We start from the raw sequence: 17,069 nt of genomic DNA, 5'->3' as shown, positions 1-17,069 counted from the left end.
TTCGCGCATCCGTTCAATCGTCAATGTCACAGGTGGGACTTAACCCATGTTTTCCGTTTCCATACGGGCGCGCAGCATCCTGCTGGCGTCCGCCGCGACCGTCTCCACGATCCAGCTCGCGCACGCTCAAACCGCGCCTCAGGAACTTCCACCCGTTGTGGTACAAACCGAGCGACAGCCGCGTCCGGTTAGGAACCGCGTCGCAACGCCGGCACCAGTCCAGTCCAGCTCAACCTCAACCGCGCCCACCGCTACACCTGCACCGCTCGGCGTGAAGACTGCGGATCAGGCGCGTCAGGAAATTCAGCAGACACCCGGCGGCGTCGCCGTCGTTGCGGCGGAAGAGTACAAGAACAGCTCTGTTGCCAGCACCATCAAGGATATTCTCGGCTACGTGCCCGGCGTGTTCGCACAGCCGAAATGGGGCGACGACACCCGTCTCTCCATTCGCGGCTCGGGCCTGTCGCGCAATTTCCATCTGCGCGGCGTCCAGCTCTACATGGACGGCATTCCGATCAACACGTCCGACGGCTATGGCGATTTCCAGGAGATCGACCCGACCGCCTACAAGTATGTCGAGGTCTACAAGGGCGCGAACGCACTGCAGTTCGGTGCAAACTCGCTCGGCGGCGCGATCAATTTCGTGACGCCGACCGGCCGCGATTTTAGCGTCAACAGCGCCGGCATCGACATGGGTTCATTCGGCTATCGCCGCTTCCAGGGCAGTGTCGGCGGTGCGAATGGTCCGTGGGACGCCTTCTTCACCGCATCGAACCAGAGCGCCGAAGGGTTCCGCGATCACAGCTACGGCCACAGTACGCGCGCGAGCGGCAATATCGGCTATCAGTTCTCGCCGGATTTCGAGACCCGCTTCTATATCAACGCCAATGACATCCGGCAGCGCATTCCGGGCTCGGTGACGAGGGCATCCGCGCTCACATCGCCCGAGACTGCGGCAGCCGGCAACGTCATCAACGACCAGCAGCGCAACATCGACAGCGGGCGGATCGCCAACAAGACGACGATCCGCTTCGACGCAACCACGGTGGAGTTCGGCGCTTTCGCGGTGGATCGCCACCTGATGCATCCGATCTTCCAGTGGCTGGACTATCAATACAAAGACTACGGCGGCTTCGGCAAAGTCACCGACGACCGGATCATCGGCGGCTTCCGCAACCGGCTGGTGGCGGGCGTCAACGTCGTCAACGGCGAGATCGACAACAAGCAGTATCAGAACATCGGCGGCTACAAAGGCGCGCTGCTGTCGTCATCGCTCGACAAGTCGAAGAATACTTCCGCTTATGTGGAGAACTCGTTCTACTTCCTGCCGAACGTCGCGGCCATCGGCGGCACCCAGTTCCTGTATGCGACGCGCGATCGCACCGCCCGGTTCGGTGCGACATCGAGCGGCTCGACGGAGTTCAACCTGTGGAGTCCGAAAGCCGGACTGCTCTGGAATATCGATCCGACGTGGCAAGCCTTCGCCAACATCTCGCGCAGCGCCGAGGTGCCGAGCTTCGGCGAAAGCTCGGCTGCTCCTGCGATTCCTTTTTACTTGATCCAGCCACAGACGGCGACGACCTACGAGATCGGGACACGCGGCAGACGTCCCGATCTGACATGGGAACTCACCGGCTATCGCGCCGAGATCAAGAACGAACTGCAATGCATGTATGGCGCGCCGGGACAGTGCAACGTGGTCAATGCTGACCGCACGGTCCATCAGGGGATCGAGGCTGGCCTCGGTGTCGCGGTGCTCAAGAATGTCTTCGCGCCTGACGCGGACAAGGTGTGGATCAACCTCTCCTACACCTACAACGACTTCCGCTTCGACAACGATCCGGTGTTCGGCAACAACCAGCTTCCTGGGGCGCCACGTCATTTTCTGCGTGCGGAGGTGCTCTACAAGCACGCCAACGGGTTCTACATCGGCCCGAATATCGAATGGGTGCCACAGGCTTACTACGTGGACAACTTCAATACGTTCACCACGGCGGCTTACGCGATCTGGGGCCTGAAAGCTGGCGTCGATGACGGCAAGTACTCAATGTATCTCGAGGCGCGCAACATCGCGAACACGGCTTACATCGCGAGCACGAGCATCACGCGACTCGCAAACGCCGCTTCGCCGCTATTCGAGCCCGGCACCGGCCGCGCGATCTATGCAGGAATGAAAGTGAGATGGTAGTTCCGCACCGTATTTGGGGCGCGCAATTCCGCGCGCTCCAAAACACATCCAGAACAGCCTGTTATTGGCTCGTTTTTGATCAATTGTGCACTGCCGCAAAAGTAGACATTTAATGCTGAAAAACGTGACAAGTCAGAATCCTTCCGCTACAAAAACGCGTCAGCGCGATACGGCTATTCGTCGCATCGTCTGGTGGTCCAAGTCTCGGGAGGAGCCCCTGACGCGCACAAGCAGCGTCGCCCCGTCTAATCAAGGATAAATCCAACCTTTTCGGGGAAAACAGGGTCGACACAATTTTTAGAGCAGGGCTTTGGCCCTGCTCTTTTTTCTTTAGGGCATGTTTGAATTTGCCCGCGCGATCATATCGAACGCAAACGCCGCGCAGTCAGGATGAAATATATCGCCGGTGCGCGGGACCGATGTTGCGGCGTTCGCTTCGCGAACCGCCAATACTAGAGCGGAATGCCCATGAGCTGCGTCAGGCGCTCGATATTCAGGTAACCGGCCCTGAAGGCCCACATCCCGATCGCGAAAATCACTGCCGAGATCGCCGTGGTCCACAGCAGCTTGCGTCCCATCCGCGCCACGCTGGGCGCGCCGGGATCGGTGCCGGCGATCTCTTCACCGCTCTCCATCTGGCTGCGCACGCCGAACGGCAGCACTGCGAACAGCACCACCCACCAGAGCACGAAGTAAATCGCGAAAGCGGTTGAGATCGAATAGACCATCTAAATTCTCAAGACTGTTCGATTTCGACGAGCGCGCCGGAGAAGTCCTTCGGATGCAGGAACAGCACCGGCTTGCCGTGTGCGCCGATCTTCGGATTGCCGTCGCCCAGCACGCGGGCGCCCTCCGCGATCAGCGTATCGCGCGCGGCGATGATCTCAGGCACCTCATAACAGATGTGGTGAATACCGCCGTCCGGATTACGCTCAACGAACTTCGCGATCGGCGAATCCTCGCCGAGCGGCTGGATGAATTCGATCTTGGTGTTCGGCAGCGTCGCGAACACCGTGATGACGCCATGCTCGGGCAGCGGCACCGCGCCGGAAATTTCCGCGCCGAAGGCCTTGCCATAGATCTGAGCGGCCTTCTCGGCGTCCTTCACCGCGATCGCCACATGATTGAGCCGGCCCAGCATATTTCGCTCCTTCAAACTATCGGGAATCAAACCATCAGCACATGAACGACGCAAAGCGGCTTCTTGCCCCACTGGTCGTTGATCTCGGCGCGCACCGCGCGCCGCACGGATTCGGCGATCGCATCGGGATCGCGCTTGCGCGCCCGCGGCAGGTTTTCCACCGTGGAGACGACGAGATCGAACACCTCATCCGCGATAACCTCGCCTGCCTTATTCTTTTCCGGAATGCCGACGAGATCAACCTCGGGATCGTCGGCCAGATCGCCCTTGTCGGTGACCGCGATGGCGACGAACGCGCAGCCCGCAAACGCCAGCCGCCGCCGCTCGACCACAGCGCGGGCCTTGTCGGGCTCAAGGATATTGCCGTCCTTGTAGATTCGCCCGTGTGGCAGTTCCTCGATGATCGCGGGATCGCCGGGGCCGAGCCGCACCAGATCGCCGTTCTTGCAGATCAGCACCTTCGGCACGCCGCACTCGCGCGCGAGCTTGGCATGCTCGGACAGATGCAGCGCCTCGCCATGCGCCGGGATCAGCAGTTGCGGCCGAACCCACGAGATCATGTCGCGCAACTCGTCGCGGCGCGGATGACCGGAGACGTGCACCATGTGAGTCCGGTCGGTGATGACCTCGACGCCCTGCATGATCAGACCGTTGATGATCGCACCGACGGCCTTCTCGTTGCCGGGAATGGTCCGCGACGAAAAGATCACGGTATCGCCCTTGTTCAGCGTCACCTGCGGATGATCGTCGTTGGCGATGCGGGCCAGCGCGGCGCGCGGCTCGCCCTGGCTGCCGGTGCACAGCGCCAGCACCTTGTCCGGCGGAAAGTTTCCATAGTAGTCGGCACTGCGAAACGCCTGCACGCCGTCGAGATAGCCGGTCTCGCGTGCGACCTGCACCACCCGCTCCATCGCGCGCCCGACCACGACGACCTCGCGGTCGGCCGCTTTTGCCGCGTCCGCGACGGCCCGCAGCCGCGCCACGTTGGACGCGAACGTCGTCACCGCGACGCGCCCCTTCGCTGCCTTCACCAGTTCGGTGATGTTCTTCGCGACTTCGCGCTCCGACGGCGAGCGGCCTTCGCGCACCGCGTTGGTCGAGTCACCGACGAGCGCCATGACGCCCTCATCACCAAGCTCGCGCAGCCGTTTCTCGTCGGTCGGTTTGCCGATGATCGGCGTCGGATCGATCTTCCAGTCGCCGGTGTGCAGCACGGTTCCGGCGGACGTGCGGATCGCCAGCGCGTGTGACTCCGGAATCGAATGCGCCACCGGAATGAACTCGACGCTGAATGGGCCGATCTGGACAGTGCCGCCCGACGGAATCACGGTGACAGGAATCTTCGGCGGATTGCGCTCGCTGGCGCATTTGGCCTCGAAAAGCGCCGCGCTGAACTGGGTCGCAAAGATCGGGCATTTCAGTTGCGGCCACAGATCGATGATCGCGCCGAAATGATCCTCGTGGGCGTGGGTCAGAACCAGCCCGACCAGGTTCTTCCGCTCCTTCACCAGGAAGCGAATGTCCGGCATCACCACGTCGATGCCCGGCAGATGCTCCTCATTGCCGAACGACACGCCGAGGTCGATCGCAAGCCAGCTTCGCTGCTGTCCCTTGCCGAGGCCGTAGATCGACAGGTTCATGCCGATCTCGCCGATGCCTCCGAGCGGAGCGAATGTGAGTTCGTCAGGTCGCGACATTTAAATTGCTCCGGACGATTTGGCTGAACCGAAATGGACATCGCCGGCGGCGATGGGCGTGCGCCTGCCGTCATGGCCGGCAATGATCATGCAGCCTGTATCGTCGATGGTTTCGAAGATACCTTCAACAGGCGCTCCGTTCGAGTGGATCGAAACGGTTTCGCCGAGCCCGGCGGCGCGCTCCAGCCAACGGCTGCGGATTTCGCCGAAGCCCCTGCCATTGTCCCAGATACCGCGGAATTCCGCCCACGCATCCGACAGCGCCATGAACAGGTCACCGCCACCGGCAGTAATGCCGAGCGCGGCCAGCGAGGTCGCCGGATACGGCGTCCCTTCCGGCGCGGAGATCACATTGGTTCCCATACCAACGGCGACGGCGAGATCACCGCCGATGGTTTCGGCCTCGAGCAGGATGCCCGACAGCTTCTTGCCGTCGGCCAGCACATCGTTCGGCCATTTCAGGAGGAAACTGGTGCTGGCCGATCCGCCGGATCGCATCCGCTGCTCCACGCTCACCGCCTGCAAGGCGGCTTCCAGCGAGAGACCTGCGGCAAACCCGAGCGTCGCCGCGACGGGAGGCGCAACGTCCAGCGTCTCGACAATGGTGGCGGCAAGATTGCCGCGCGGGGAAATCCATTCACGCTGGCGGCGGCCGCGTCCCGCTGTTTGCAGATCCGTCACCAGCCAGAGCGGCCCGCGTTCACCGGCCCGCGCCCGCACCAGGGCCTCGGCATTGGTCGAACCGATGCTGTCGAACGCCTCAACGCGATAGTTCTGGGCTCTGGCCCGTGGACCGAGCGCGAACGCCATTAAAACAGCGACTTCGCGGCCACCGTGGCAGCATTCACCAGCGGCGCGGGATAGACGAAGAACAGCAGATTGAAGATGCCGGCGACAGCCAGCACCACCCGAAGCTCGACACGCATCGGCTCCATCGCTTCCTTCGGCTCGTCGAAGTACATGACCTTGACGATGGTGAGGTAGTAGAAGGCGCCCACCACGCTCGTTACCACGCCGATCACCGCGAGGGTAAACAGCCCCGCCTTGATCGCGGCAAGGAACACATAGAACTTCGCGAAGAATCCGGCGAGCGGCGGAATGCCTGCGAGCGAGAACAGGAACATCGCGAAGAAGAACGCCAGCAGCGGATTGGTGCGCGACAGTCCGGCGAAGTCGCTGATGGTCTCGACAGCCCGGCCGTTGCGCTTCATGGCCAGGATGATGGCGAAGGTGCCGAGCGTCATGGCGACGTAGATCGCGATATAGACCAGCACGCCCTGCGCGCCCTGCTGCGTTCCGGCAGCGAGACCGACCAGCGCAAAGCCCATGTGGCCGATGGACGAATACGCCATCAGGCGCTTGATGTTCTTCTGGCCGATGGCCGCGAACGATCCCAGAGCCATCGAGGCGATGGAGACGAACACCACGATCTGCTGCCACTGCGGCACGATGCCCGGGAATGCGGTCAGCGCCACGCGCGTGAACACGGCGAGTGCGGCGACCTTCGGCGCGGACGCGAAGAACGCGGTAACCGGTGTCGGCGCGCCTTGGTAGACGTCGGGTGTCCACATGTGGAACGGCACCGCGGAAACCTTGAAGCACAGACCGGCCAGCAGGAACACCAGACCGAACAGCAGGCCGACGTTGGCGCTCTTCGCCTCAGCGGCGATGCCGGCGAAGCTCACGGTGCCGGTGAAGCCGTAAATCAGCGACGCGCCGTAAAGCAGCATGCCGGACGACAGCGCACCGAGCACGAAGTACTTCAGGCCGGCTTCCGTCGACCTGGTGTCGTCACGATGGCTCGCCGCCACGACGTAGAGCGCAAGGCTCATCAGTTCGAGGCCGAGATAGAGCATGATGAGGTCGCCGGCCGAGATCAGCACCATCATGCCGGTGGTGGAGAGCATCACCAGGATCGCATACTCGAAAATCTTCGCCTGCTCCGCGAGGTACGCGCGCGACAGGATCAGCGTAACGCCGGAGCCGATCAACGCCAGGATTTTCAGGAACCGCGCATAGTCATCGACGATAAAACTGCCGCCGAAGGTGGTCAGCTTGCCAGCCGGCAGCCACAGTTCGAGACCGCCCGTCACAACGAGCAAAACCACAGCGATGCCGGTCACCAGCGACGTCGTCTGCTGTCCGCGAAACGCGCCGAGCATCAGGAGCGCCATGGCGCCAGCAGCCAGCACCAGTTCCGGCAGCACGGGAAGCAGCGAATATCCTGCGAAAGTCATAAACCCGGTCCTGCCCCGTTGTTACTGAACCAGCGCCGCCGCTTTCACGGCGGTGATGGCGGTGTTGTAGTTCGTGACGAGTTGCTGCACCGACGCCGCCGACATGTCGAGGATCGGCTTCGGATACACGCCGAAGAGAATGGTGAGAATGACCAGCGGCGCGAGAATGATCCCTTCCCGCAGCGTCAGATCCTTGATGCTCGCCAGCGACGGCTTGTCGAGCACGCCGAACACCACCTTGCGGTAGAGCCACAGCGCATAGGCCGCCGACAGGATCACGCCAAGTGTGGCAATCGTCGCGGTCGGAATGCTGACCTTGAAGGTGCCGATCAGGGTCATGAACTCGCCGACGAATCCCGAGGTGCCCGGCAAGCCGACGTTGGCCATGGTGAACACCATGAACATGAAGGCATAAAGCGGCATGCGGTTCACGAGGCCGCCATAGGCGGCGATCTCGCGGGTATGCAGCCGGTCGTAGACCACGCCGACGCAAAGGAACAGCGCTCCGGACACGATGCCGTGCGACACCATCTGGAACACGCCGCCGGCGACGCCCTGCATGGTGCCTGCGAAAATGCCCATGGTCACGAAGCCCATGTGGGCGACGGACGAGTAAGCGATCAGCTTTTTGATGTCTTCCTGCATCAGCGCGACCAGCGACGTGTACACGATCGCGATTGCGGAGAGCGAGAACACGAGCGGCGCAAAATCATGCGACGCCAGCGGGAACATCGGCAGCGAGAAGCGCAGGAAGCCGTAGCCGCCCATCTTCAGCAGGATCGCAGCGAGCACGACGGAGCCCGCGGTCGGCGCCTCGACGTGCGCGTCCGGCAGCCAGGTATGAACCGGCCACATCGGCATCTTCACCGCGAATGAGGCGAAGAACGCCAGCCACGCCCATGTCTGGAGGTTGCGCGGCACAGCCGTGTTCATGAGCGTCGGGATGTCGGTGGTCCCGGCGTTCAGATACAGCGCCATGATGGCGAGCAGCATCAAGACCGAGCCGAGCAGCGTGTAGAGGAAGAACTTGAAGCTGGCATAGACGCGGCGCGGACCGCCCCAGACGCCGATGATCAGGAACATCGGGATCAGGCCGCCTTCGAAGAACAGGTAGAACAGCACGAGGTCGAGCGCCGAGAATGTGCCGATCATCAGCGTTTCAAGGAAAAGAAACGCCATCATGTACTCGCGCACGCGCAGTGTGACCGACTTCCAGCTTGCGAGAATGCAGAACGGCATCAGTGCCGTGGTCAGGATTACGAACGGCAGCGAAATGCCGTCCACGCCCATGTGATAGCCGATGCCGTTGGCGAGCCAGGCCGTCTTCTCGACGAACTGGAAGCCCGGCTGGGCCGGATCGAACCGCAGCACCAGAATGACCGACACCGCGAAGGTTATGATCGTGGTCCATAGCGCGATCCAGCGCGCATTGCCGCGCGCGGCCTCGTCATCACCGCGGCTGAGATAAATCAGGATCGCGCCGACGACCGGCAGGAACGTGACGACGGAAAGGATGGGCCAGGTTGTCATCATTGGCCCCCGAGACCGAAGATAAACCACGTGATGAGACCGGCCACGCCGATCAGCATCGCGAATGCATAGTGATAGAGATAGCCGGTCTGGAGCCGCACGACGTTGCGCGTGACATCGAGCACGCGCGCCGAGACGCCGTCAGGACCGAACCCGTCGATGATGAAGCCATCGCCCTTCTTCCACAGGAAGCGCCCGAGCCACTTGGCCGGCCGCACGAACAGGAAGTCATAGAGCTCGTCGAAGTACCACTTGTTGAGCAGGAAGCGGTACAGGCCCGGATGCTGGTTCGCGAGTTCGACCGGCAGATACGGCTTGCGGATGTAGAACAGCCACGAAAAGAAGAAGCCGACCACCATCATCACCGTCGGCAGGTAGGCAATCGCCGCCGGAATATGATGCATCTCATCGATGATCTTCGGGTTCATCTTCAGCGACTCGCGGAAGAACTCGTGAATGCCGTGGCCCGCGAACAGCTCCTTGAACGGGAAGCCTGCAAGGATCGAGCCCACCGACAGCACCGCGAGCGGAATCAGCATGGTGTACGGGCTCTCGTGCGCGGCCTCGTAGTGCTTCTGGTCGTGCGGCTCGCCATGGAACGTCTTGAAGATCAGGCGCCATGAATAGAACGAGGTCAGGCCCGCGGCGAGCACGGTGCAGAGGAAGCCGTAGAGCGCGAACGGATTGTTTGCCACGAACGCGGACTCGATGATCGCGTCTTTCGAGAAATAGCCGGCCGTCAGCGGGAAGCCGGTCAGCGCGAGCGTACCGATCACCATGGTGATGTAGGTGAACGGTATCTTGTCCTTCAGGCCACCCATGTTGCGGATGTCCTGCTCGTGATGCATCGCGACGATCACCGAGCCGGAGCCCAAGAACAGCAGCGCCTTGAAGAAGGCGTGGGTGAACAGGTGAAACATGCCGACCGAATAGGCCCCTGCTCCCATCGCCACGAACATGTAGCCGAGCTGCGAACAGGTCGAATAGGCGACGATGCGCTTGATGTCGTTCTGCACAAGACCGATGGTGGCGGCGAACAGCGCGGTGGTCGCGCCGATCAGCATCACGGCGGCCTGCGCGTTCGGAGCCAGCTCGAACAGCGGCGACAGGCGCGCCACCATGAACACGCCGGCGGTGACCATGGTCGCAGCGTGGATCAGCGCCGACACCGGCGTCGGGCCTTCCATGGCGTCCGGCAACCAGGTGTGCAGCAGGAACTGCGCGGACTTGCCCATCGCGCCCATGAACAGGAACAGGCAGATCAGGGTCAGCGCATCGATGTTCCAGGCGAAGAAGTGGATGGTCTTGCCGGTCAGGCCGGGAGCCGCGGCGAAGATCGTGTCGAAATCGACCGAGCCGACCATCATGAAGATCGCAAAGATGCCGAGCAGGAATCCGAAGTCGCCGACACGGTTGACGACGAACGCCTTGATGGCGGCGGCATTGGCCGACGGCTTCTGGAACCAGAAACCGATCAGCAGGTAGCTCGCCAGGCCCACGCCTTCCCAGCCGAAGAACATCTGCACGAGGTTGTCGGCGGTCACCAGCATGAGCATCATGAAGGTGAACAGCGACAGATAGGCCATGAACCGCGGACGGTTCGGGTCCTCGTTCATGTAGCCGATCGAATACAGGTGCACGAGCGACGACACCGAGGTAACCACCACCAGCATCACTGCGGTCAGCGTATCGACGCGCAGCGCCCAGTTGACGACGAGATCACCCGAGCCGATCCAGGTGAAAAGCTGAGCGCGCGTGTCGTGATGCAGGAAGCCGACATCGACCAGCGCCATCCATGACAGCGCGGCGGAAATCAGCAGCAGCGCGGTGGTGACGATTTCGGCGGTGCGTGAGCCCGCCGCGGCCGGCTCGACCGGACCGTGATCGTCATGCCCGTGATCGCCGTGGGCATGATCGTCATGCGCCGCATGAGCGTGAGTTACCCCGTGCCCATGGTCGTCATGCCCGTGAGCGTGATCCATCTCATCGCCGCTCGGATTGCGCGCATGAGCGCCGAACAGCGCCACCGCGCCCGCAATGAGCGCGCCGATCAGCGGCAGGAAAACGATGGCCTGAATCATGGCGTGATTCTCTCAAGACGCACGATCTGGTCCGAAAACCGGTGTCCACCCGCCGGGTCGTTGCCCGAGGGCATGCTTTTCGGGATCATGCGTTAACCCTTCATCAGATTGATGTCCTCGACCGCGATCGAACCGCGGTTTCGGAAGAACACCACCAGCACGGCAAGTCCGATCGCCGCTTCAGCCGCGGCGACCGTCAGAACCAATAGCGCGAACACCTGCCCCACGATGTCACCGAGGAACGCCGAGAACGCCACGAGGTTGATGTTCACTGCGAGCAGAATGAGTTCGATCGACATCAGGATGACGATGACGTTCTTCCGGTTGAGGAAGATGCCGAGAATCCCGATCGTGAACAGGATGGCGGCGACGGCGAGATAGTGACCGAGACCGATCGTCATCGCACCCACTCCCCGGAATCCGCGTCCTGAAGGCCCTGCCCCGACGCGACCTTGCGCACATCCATCGCCGCTGCCTTGGTGCGCGCGTTCTGCACATTGATGTCCTGCCGCTTGACGCTCGGCTTGTGCCGCAGCGTGAGCACGATAGCGCCGATCATGGCGACCAGCAGCACCAGACCCGCCAACTGGAAGTACGGCAGATACTTCGTATACAGCACGAGGCCGAGCGCTTCGGTGTTGCTGACCCCGCCCGGGATCGGCGACGTGATCGCCTTCGAGATCGCAGGATTCATGATCCAGCCGCCAGCCACCAGCAGCAGCTCGGCAAGGAACACCGCTCCGATCAGCAAACCGACCGGCAGATATTCGATGAAGCCCTGGCGCAACTCGGCGAAGTCGACGTCCAGCATCATGATGACGAACAGGAACAGCACCGCGACGGCGCCGACGTAAACCACGACGAGGATCATCGCGAGGAATTCCGCGCCGAGCAGCATGAACAGTCCCGCCGCATTCACGAACGCAAGGATCAGGAAGAGCACGGAGTGCACAGGGTTGCGGGACGTCACGACCATAATCGCGGACGCCACGCAGACACCGGCGAAGAGATAAAAGAAGAGCACGGGACCGATCATGAACGGAGCCCCCGCGAATTGATCACGGACAGCACCACATCGTTCCCTCCCCCCTTGCGGGGGAGGGTCAGGGAGGGGGGTGAAACGCGAGCACCTGGAACGGAGTATACCCACCTCTCCACCTCTCCCCCGCAAGGGGGGAGAGAGCCGATCATGCGCGCTGGAAATTCACAAAGCAACATATCCAACATCCTCACCGGTACGGCGCGTCGAGTTCGATGCTTTTCGCAATCTCGCGCTCCCAGCGGTCACCGTTGGCGAGCAGTCTCGCCTTGTCATAATAAAGCTCCTCGCGCGTTTCCGTCGCGAATTCGAAGTTCGGACCTTCGACGATAGCGTCGACCGGGCAGGCTTCCTGGCAGAGCCCGCAATAGATGCACTTCACCATGTCGATGTCGTAGCGCACGGTACGGCGCGTCCCGTCGTTGCGGCGCGGGCCGGCTTCGATGGTGATGGCCTGCGCCGGACAGATCGCCTCGCACAGCTTGCAGGCGATGCAGCGTTCCTCACCGTTCGGATAACGGCGCAGCGCATGCTCACCGCGGAAACGCGGCGAGATCGGTCCCTTCTCGAAGGGATAGTTCAGCGTGGGCTTCGGTTTGAAGAAGTATCGCATGGCGAGAATGAACGCCGAGACGAACTCTTTCAGCAGAAGCTGATTGGCTGTGCTTGCTATGCCCATGACGAAAACCTCATTTCGGTGCAAGCCCCGCGAATTGCAGAACACCGGCGACGATGACGACCATAGCCAGCGACAACGGCAGAAACACCTTCCAGCCCAGCCGCATGAGCTGGTCGTAGCGGTAGCGCGGCACGATCGCCTTCGCCATCGCGATCAGGAAGAACATGAAGAACAGTTTCAGCACGAACCAGATCACACCGGGCACCCAGGTGAACGGCGCGAACGGGATCGGCGACAGCCAGCCGCCAAGGAACAGGATCGTCGCCAGCGCGCACATGGTGGTGATGGCGACATACTCGCCGAGCATGAACAGCAGATACGGCGTCGAGCCGTATTCGGTCATGAAGCCGGCGACCAGTTCGGATTCCGCTTCCACCAGATCGAACGGCGGGCGATTGGTTTCCGCCAGCGTCGAGACGTAGAAAATCACGAACATCGGGAACAGCGGCAGCCAGTACCAGCCGAGAATGCCGAGTTTGGTGTCCTGCGCCGCGACCACAGCGGTCAGGTTGAGCGAACCGACGCACAGCAGCACGGTGATGATGACGAAGCCGATCGAGACTTCGTAGGACACCATCTGCGCGGCGGAGCGAAGCGCTGCGAGGAACGGATACTTCGAGTTCGACGACCACCCAGCCATGATGATGCCGTAGACCGACAGCGACGAGATCGCGAAGATGTAGAGAACGCCGACATTGATGTCCGCGATCACCCAGTTGAGGTTGACCGGGATCACCGCCCACGCTGCCAGCGCCAGCACGCACGAGACCAGCGGCGCCAGCAGGAACACGCCCTTGTTCGCGCCGTCCGGAATGGTCGGCTCTTTCAGCACGAACTTCAGCAAGTCCGCAAAGGATTGCAGCAGGCCCCACGGCCCCACCACGTTGGGACCGCGCCGGATCTGCACCGCCGCCCAAATCTTGCGGTCGGCCAGCAGGATGTAGGCGATGGCGATCAGCAGCACCACGAGCAGCAGCACGCTCTGCGCGACCATGATGATGATCGGCCAGAGATAGCCCGTCCATAACTCGCTTGCGAAGAATTCGGTCATCGGATCACGCTTACTCCGCCGCCGTCAGAAGTTGCCCGGAGGCAAGCTTGGAACATTCGGCCATCACCGCGGATGCCCGCGCGATGGGATTGGTCAGGTAGAAGTCCTCGACCGGGCTCTTGAAGGCGCCCTTCTCGACCGAGCCGCCGCGCGCCACAAGCGCTTTCACGCCCGCCGCATCGTTGCCTTCGATCTGGTCGATCCGCATCAGATGCGGCGCGGCCTTGAAGATCGCCTGGCGCAGTTGCCCGAGCGAGTCGAACGGCAGCTTCTTGCCAAGAACGTCCGACAGCGCGCGGATGATCGCCCAGTCCTCGCGCGCATCGCCGGGCGGGAACGCGGCGCGGTTGGCCATCTGCACACGTCCTTCGGTGTTGACGTAGAGACCGGCCTTCTCGGTATAGGCTGCGCCCGGCAGGATCACGTCGGCGCGGTGCGCGCCCTTGTCGCCGTGGGTGCCGATGTAAACCACGAACGTGCCGTCGGCCGGGCTCACATCGTCCGCGCCCAGCGAGAACAGCACATCGAGCGTGCCGAACGTCGTCATCTGCGCGACGTTCAGGCCGCCCGCCCCCGGCGTGAAGCCGATATCGAGCGCACCGACGCGCGAGGCGGCGTTGTGAAGCACCGCAAATCCGTTCCAGCCGTCTTTGAGCACGCCGAGATCGACGGCGAGCTTGGCAGCCTGCGACAGCACCGCCGCGCCGTCGTGACGGGCGGCAACGCCCGCGCCCACCAGCACGATCGGGTGCTTCGCGCCCTTCAGCACGTCGGCGAACGAGTGCTTGCCGGCGGCGAGATCGCCCAGCGTATCGGTACCTGCGCCGAGATGCTCATAATCGTAGGTCAGATCGGCCTTGTCGCCGATCACACCGATCTTGAGCGCACCCGTGCGCCAGCGCTTGCGGATGCGCGCGTTGAGAACGGCAGCTTCCTTGCGCGGATTGGAGCCGACGATCAGCAGCGCGTCGGCCTGTTCGATGCCCGCGATGGTCGGATTGAAGATGTACGACGCGCGGCCCGCCTTCGGATCGAACCCCGCGCCGTCCTGAGTGGCGAAATTGGCCGACCCAAACGAGGTGAGCAATTCCTTGAGCGCGAACATTTCCTCCACCGCGGCGAGATCGCCGGCGATGGCGCCGGTGCGCCGGCCGTCCGAGCGGGCAACCGCCGCGGCGATTGCCGCGAAAGCTTCGGTCCATGTGGCCGCGCGCAGCTTGCCGTTTTCGCGGATGTACGGCCGATCCAGACGCTGCGTGCGCAGACCGTCGACGATGTGGCGCGTCTTGTCCGAAATCCACTCTTCGTTCACGTTCTCATTGACGCGCGGCAGAATGCGCATCACTTCCCGGCCGCGGGTATCCACGCGGATCGCGGAGCCGACCGCATCCATCACATCGATGGACTGGGTTTTGCCCAGTTCCCATGGACGCGCGGCAAATGCGTATGGCTTCGAGGTCAGCGCGCCGACCGGGCAGATGTCGACGAGATTGCCCTGCAACTCGGACGTCAGCGCACTTTGCAGATAGGTCGTGATCTCGACGTCCTCGCCGCGTCCGGTCAGGCCCAGTTCCGGTACGCCGCAAACCTCGGTGGTGAAGCGGACGCAGCGCGTGCACTGGATGCAGCGGTTCATCGAGGTCTTCACCAGCGCGCCGATGTACTTGTCCTCGACCGCGCGCTTGTTCTCCATGAAACGGCTCGTGTCGACGCCGTAACCCATCGCCTGATCCTGAAGATCGCACTCGCCGCCCTGATCGCAGATCGGGCAGTCGAGCGGATGGTTGATCAGCAGGAATTCCATCACGCCTTCGCGTGCCTTCTTCACCATCGGCGATTTGGTCTTGACCGCCGGCAGTTCGCCGTTCGGACCCGGGCGGCAATCGCGCACGGCCCAGGCGCAGCTCGCGACAGGCTTCGGCGAGCCCGCGACCTCTACGAGGCACATGCGGCAGTTGCCGGCGATCGACAGCCGCTCGTGGTAGCAGAAGCGCGGAATTTCGGCGCCAGCCGCCTCGCACGCCTGAAGCAGCGTGTACTCGGCAGGAACGTCAATCTCTTTTCCGTCGACGAGAATCTTGGTCATGCCATTACTCCGCCGCGACCATGTTGACGGGATCGAGAACACCGACATCATCGATGGTCGACTTGCGTGTGAAATCGTCGATGCGCCGTTCGATCTCCGGACGGAAGGCGCGGATCAGACCCTGGATCGGCCAGGCCGCCGCGTCGCCGAGCGCGCAGATGGTGTGACCTTCGACCTGCTTGGTGACTTCCAGCAGCATATCGATCTCGCGCTTGTGGGCGCGGCCTTCGACCATGCGCGACAGCACGCGCCACATCCAGCCGGTGCCTTCGCGGCACGGCGTGCACTGACCGCAACTCTCGTGCTTGAAGAAATAGGAGATGCGCGCGATGGCCGCGACCACATCGGTGGACTTGTCCATCACGATGACGCCGGCGGTGCCGAAGCTCGACTTCACCGCGCGGGTGCCGTCGAAATCCATGATCAGATCCTGGCAATCAGCCGCCGGGATCAGCGGGCACGATGCGCCGCCGGGAATGATCGCCAGAAGGTTGTCCCAGCCGCCGCGAATGCCGCCGCCATGCTTCTCGATCAGTTCCCTGAACGGAATGCTCATCGCGTCTTCGACGACGCACGGCGTGTTGACGTGACCGGAGATGCCGTAAAGCTTGGTGCCGACATTGTTCGGACGGCCAATGGCGGCGAACCACGCCGCGCCCCGGCGCAGGATGTCCGGCGCGACCGCGATCGACTCGACATTGTTGACGGTGGTCGGGCAACCATAAAGACCGACGTTGGCCGGGAATGGCGGCTTCAGGCGCGGCTGGCCCTTCTTGCCTTCGAGGCTTTCGAGCAATGCGGTCTCTTCGCCGCAGATATATGCGCCGGCGCCGTGGTGAACGTAGAGATCGAACGGATAACCGTGAACGTTGTCCTTGCCGATCAGCTTCGCCTCATAGGCCTGATCAACCGCAGCCTGAAGATGCTCGCGCTCGCGGATGAACTCGCCGCGCACATAGATGTAGGCGACATGCGCGCCCATGGCGGCGCTGGCAATCAGGCAGCCTTCGACCAGCAGATGCGGATCGTGCCGCATGATCTCGCGGTCCTTGCAGGTGCCCGGCTCGGACTCGTCGGCGTTGACCACGAGATAGCTCGGACGCCCGTCGGCGTTGTCCTTCGGCATGAACGACCATTTCATGCCGGTCGGGAAGCCCGCCCCGCCGCGCCCGCGCAGGCCGGACGCTTTCATTTCGGCGACGATCCAGTCGCGGCCCCGGTCGATGATCGCCTTGGTGCCGTCCCACGCGCCACGGCGGCGCGCGCCCTCCAGGCCCCAGTCGTCCTGGCCATAGAGATTGCGGAAGATGCGGTCCTTGTCATCGAGCATAGTCGCTACC

At 62.6% G+C, this 17,069-nt stretch carries 14 protein-coding genes; 1 reads left to right on the top strand and 13 read right to left on the bottom strand.

The features are described from left to right. Positions 1 to 46 precede the first annotated feature (46 nt). Entirely contained in the window at positions 47 to 2,188 is a 2,142-nt protein-coding gene (locus tag ACP7AL_RS19860; protein WP_425993641.1) for a TonB-dependent receptor family protein, read from the top strand. A gap of 452 nt (positions 2,189 to 2,640) precedes the next feature. Here the strand turns inward: ACP7AL_RS19860 and ACP7AL_RS19855 are convergent, their stop codons facing one another. From ACP7AL_RS19855 to nuoF, 13 genes are all read right to left on the bottom strand, one after another. Beyond that, a complete protein-coding gene (locus ACP7AL_RS19855) occupies positions 2,641 to 2,916 on the bottom strand; it encodes a DUF1467 family protein (protein WP_425993640.1) in 276 nt (91 codons plus the stop codon). Positions 2,917 to 2,924: 8 nt separating this feature from the next. Then, a complete protein-coding gene (mce, locus tag ACP7AL_RS19850) occupies positions 2,925 to 3,329 on the bottom strand; it encodes a methylmalonyl-CoA epimerase (RefSeq protein WP_006020751.1) in 405 nt (134 codons plus the stop codon). A gap of 26 nt (positions 3,330 to 3,355) precedes the next feature. Continuing rightward, the gene (locus tag ACP7AL_RS19845) at positions 3,356 to 5,026 is read right to left on the bottom strand and encodes a ribonuclease J (protein ID WP_425993639.1); all 1,671 of its coding nucleotides are present in this window, start codon (positions 5,024 to 5,026) and stop codon (positions 3,356 to 3,358) included. Continuing rightward, positions 5,027 to 5,836 carry a biotin--[acetyl-CoA-carboxylase] ligase gene (locus ACP7AL_RS19840; RefSeq protein WP_425993638.1) on the bottom strand — a complete coding sequence of 270 codons (810 nt, stop codon included), beginning with the start codon at positions 5,834 to 5,836 and terminating at the stop codon, positions 5,027 to 5,029. It abuts the gene before it with no gap. Further along, on the bottom strand, positions 5,836 to 7,263 hold the full coding sequence (gene nuoN / locus ACP7AL_RS19835) for an NADH-quinone oxidoreductase subunit NuoN (protein ID WP_006020754.1): 1,428 nt from the start codon (positions 7,261 to 7,263) through the stop codon (positions 5,836 to 5,838). Before nuoN ends, ACP7AL_RS19840 begins: the two co-directional genes overlap by 1 nt. A gap of 21 nt (positions 7,264 to 7,284) precedes the next feature. Beyond that, positions 7,285 to 8,793 (bottom strand): NADH-quinone oxidoreductase subunit M, encoded by a 1,509-nt coding sequence (locus ACP7AL_RS19830; RefSeq protein ID WP_425993637.1) that lies wholly within the window; start codon positions 8,791 to 8,793, stop codon positions 7,285 to 7,287. After that, positions 8,793 to 10,874, bottom strand: a complete 2,082-nt coding sequence (nuoL, locus tag ACP7AL_RS19825) for an NADH-quinone oxidoreductase subunit L (protein ID WP_425993636.1) — start codon at positions 10,872 to 10,874, stop codon at positions 8,793 to 8,795. The genes ACP7AL_RS19830 and nuoL overlap by 1 nt, the downstream gene beginning before the upstream one ends. Before the next feature lie 92 nt (positions 10,875 to 10,966). Continuing rightward, entirely contained in the window at positions 10,967 to 11,275 is a 309-nt protein-coding gene (gene nuoK, locus ACP7AL_RS19820; RefSeq protein ID WP_006020757.1) for an NADH-quinone oxidoreductase subunit NuoK, read from the bottom strand. After that, positions 11,272 to 11,910 carry an NADH-quinone oxidoreductase subunit J gene (locus tag ACP7AL_RS19815; RefSeq protein ID WP_425993635.1) on the bottom strand — a complete coding sequence of 213 codons (639 nt, stop codon included), beginning with the start codon at positions 11,908 to 11,910 and terminating at the stop codon, positions 11,272 to 11,274. The genes nuoK and ACP7AL_RS19815 overlap by 4 nt, the downstream gene beginning before the upstream one ends. Before the next feature lie 193 nt (positions 11,911 to 12,103). Further along, positions 12,104 to 12,592: an NADH-quinone oxidoreductase subunit NuoI gene (gene nuoI / locus ACP7AL_RS19810; RefSeq protein WP_006020759.1), complete on the bottom strand. Its 489-nt coding sequence runs from the start codon at positions 12,590 to 12,592 to the stop codon at positions 12,104 to 12,106. A 10-nt stretch (positions 12,593 to 12,602) separates the two neighbouring features. Further along, complete coding sequence (gene nuoH, locus ACP7AL_RS19805) at positions 12,603 to 13,643, bottom strand: NADH-quinone oxidoreductase subunit NuoH (RefSeq protein ID WP_006020760.1); 1,041 nt, start codon at positions 13,641 to 13,643, stop codon at positions 12,603 to 12,605. Positions 13,644 to 13,653: 10 nt separating this feature from the next. Further along, positions 13,654 to 15,729, bottom strand: coding sequence for an NADH-quinone oxidoreductase subunit NuoG (gene nuoG, locus ACP7AL_RS19800; RefSeq protein ID WP_425993634.1), 2,076 nt, complete (start codon positions 15,727 to 15,729; stop codon positions 13,654 to 13,656). A gap of 4 nt (positions 15,730 to 15,733) precedes the next feature. After that, complete coding sequence (gene nuoF / locus ACP7AL_RS19795) at positions 15,734 to 17,059, bottom strand: NADH-quinone oxidoreductase subunit NuoF (RefSeq protein ID WP_024921819.1); 1,326 nt, start codon at positions 17,057 to 17,059, stop codon at positions 15,734 to 15,736. Between the last annotated feature and the right edge of the window lie 10 nt (positions 17,060 to 17,069).

The organism is Afipia sp. DC4300-2b1 (assembly GCF_049895725.1).
GTDB lineage: Bacteria > Pseudomonadota > Alphaproteobacteria > Rhizobiales > Xanthobacteraceae > Afipia > Afipia broomeae.
The sequence above is the reverse complement of the archived record's forward strand: the minus strand, read 5'-3'. Positions and strand labels throughout refer to the sequence as shown.

Coding starts and splice junctions, on each gene's coding strand:
- ACP7AL_RS19860 (WP_425993641.1), top strand. CDS start 47: ATGTTTTCCGTTTCCATACGGGCGCGCAGCATCCTGCTGGCGTCCGCC.
- ACP7AL_RS19855 (WP_425993640.1), bottom strand. CDS start 2,916: ATGGTCTATTCGATCTCAACCGCTTTCGCGATTTACTTCGTGCTCTGG.
- mce (WP_006020751.1), bottom strand. CDS start 3,329: ATGCTGGGCCGGCTCAATCATGTGGCGATCGCGGTGAAGGACGCCGAG.
- ACP7AL_RS19845 (WP_425993639.1), bottom strand. CDS start 5,026: ATGTCGCGACCTGACGAACTCACATTCGCTCCGCTCGGAGGCATCGGC.
- ACP7AL_RS19840 (WP_425993638.1), bottom strand. CDS start 5,836: ATGGCGTTCGCGCTCGGTCCACGGGCCAGAGCCCAGAACTATCGCGTT.
- nuoN (WP_006020754.1), bottom strand. CDS start 7,263: ATGACTTTCGCAGGATATTCGCTGCTTCCCGTGCTGCCGGAACTGGTG.
- ACP7AL_RS19830 (WP_425993637.1), bottom strand. CDS start 8,793: ATGACAACCTGGCCCATCCTTTCCGTCGTCACGTTCCTGCCGGTCGTC.
- nuoL (WP_425993636.1), bottom strand. CDS start 10,874: ATGATTCAGGCCATCGTTTTCCTGCCGCTGATCGGCGCGCTCATTGCG.
- nuoK (WP_006020757.1), bottom strand. CDS start 11,275: ATGACGATCGGTCTCGGTCACTATCTCGCCGTCGCCGCCATCCTGTTC.
- ACP7AL_RS19815 (WP_425993635.1), bottom strand. CDS start 11,910: ATGATCGGTCCCGTGCTCTTCTTTTATCTCTTCGCCGGTGTCTGCGTG.
- nuoI (WP_006020759.1), bottom strand. CDS start 12,592: ATGGGCATAGCAAGCACAGCCAATCAGCTTCTGCTGAAAGAGTTCGTC.
- nuoH (WP_006020760.1), bottom strand. CDS start 13,643: ATGACCGAATTCTTCGCAAGCGAGTTATGGACGGGCTATCTCTGGCCG.
- nuoG (WP_425993634.1), bottom strand. CDS start 15,729: ATGACCAAGATTCTCGTCGACGGAAAAGAGATTGACGTTCCTGCCGAG.
- nuoF (WP_024921819.1), bottom strand. CDS start 17,059: ATGCTCGATGACAAGGACCGCATCTTCCGCAATCTCTATGGCCAGGAC.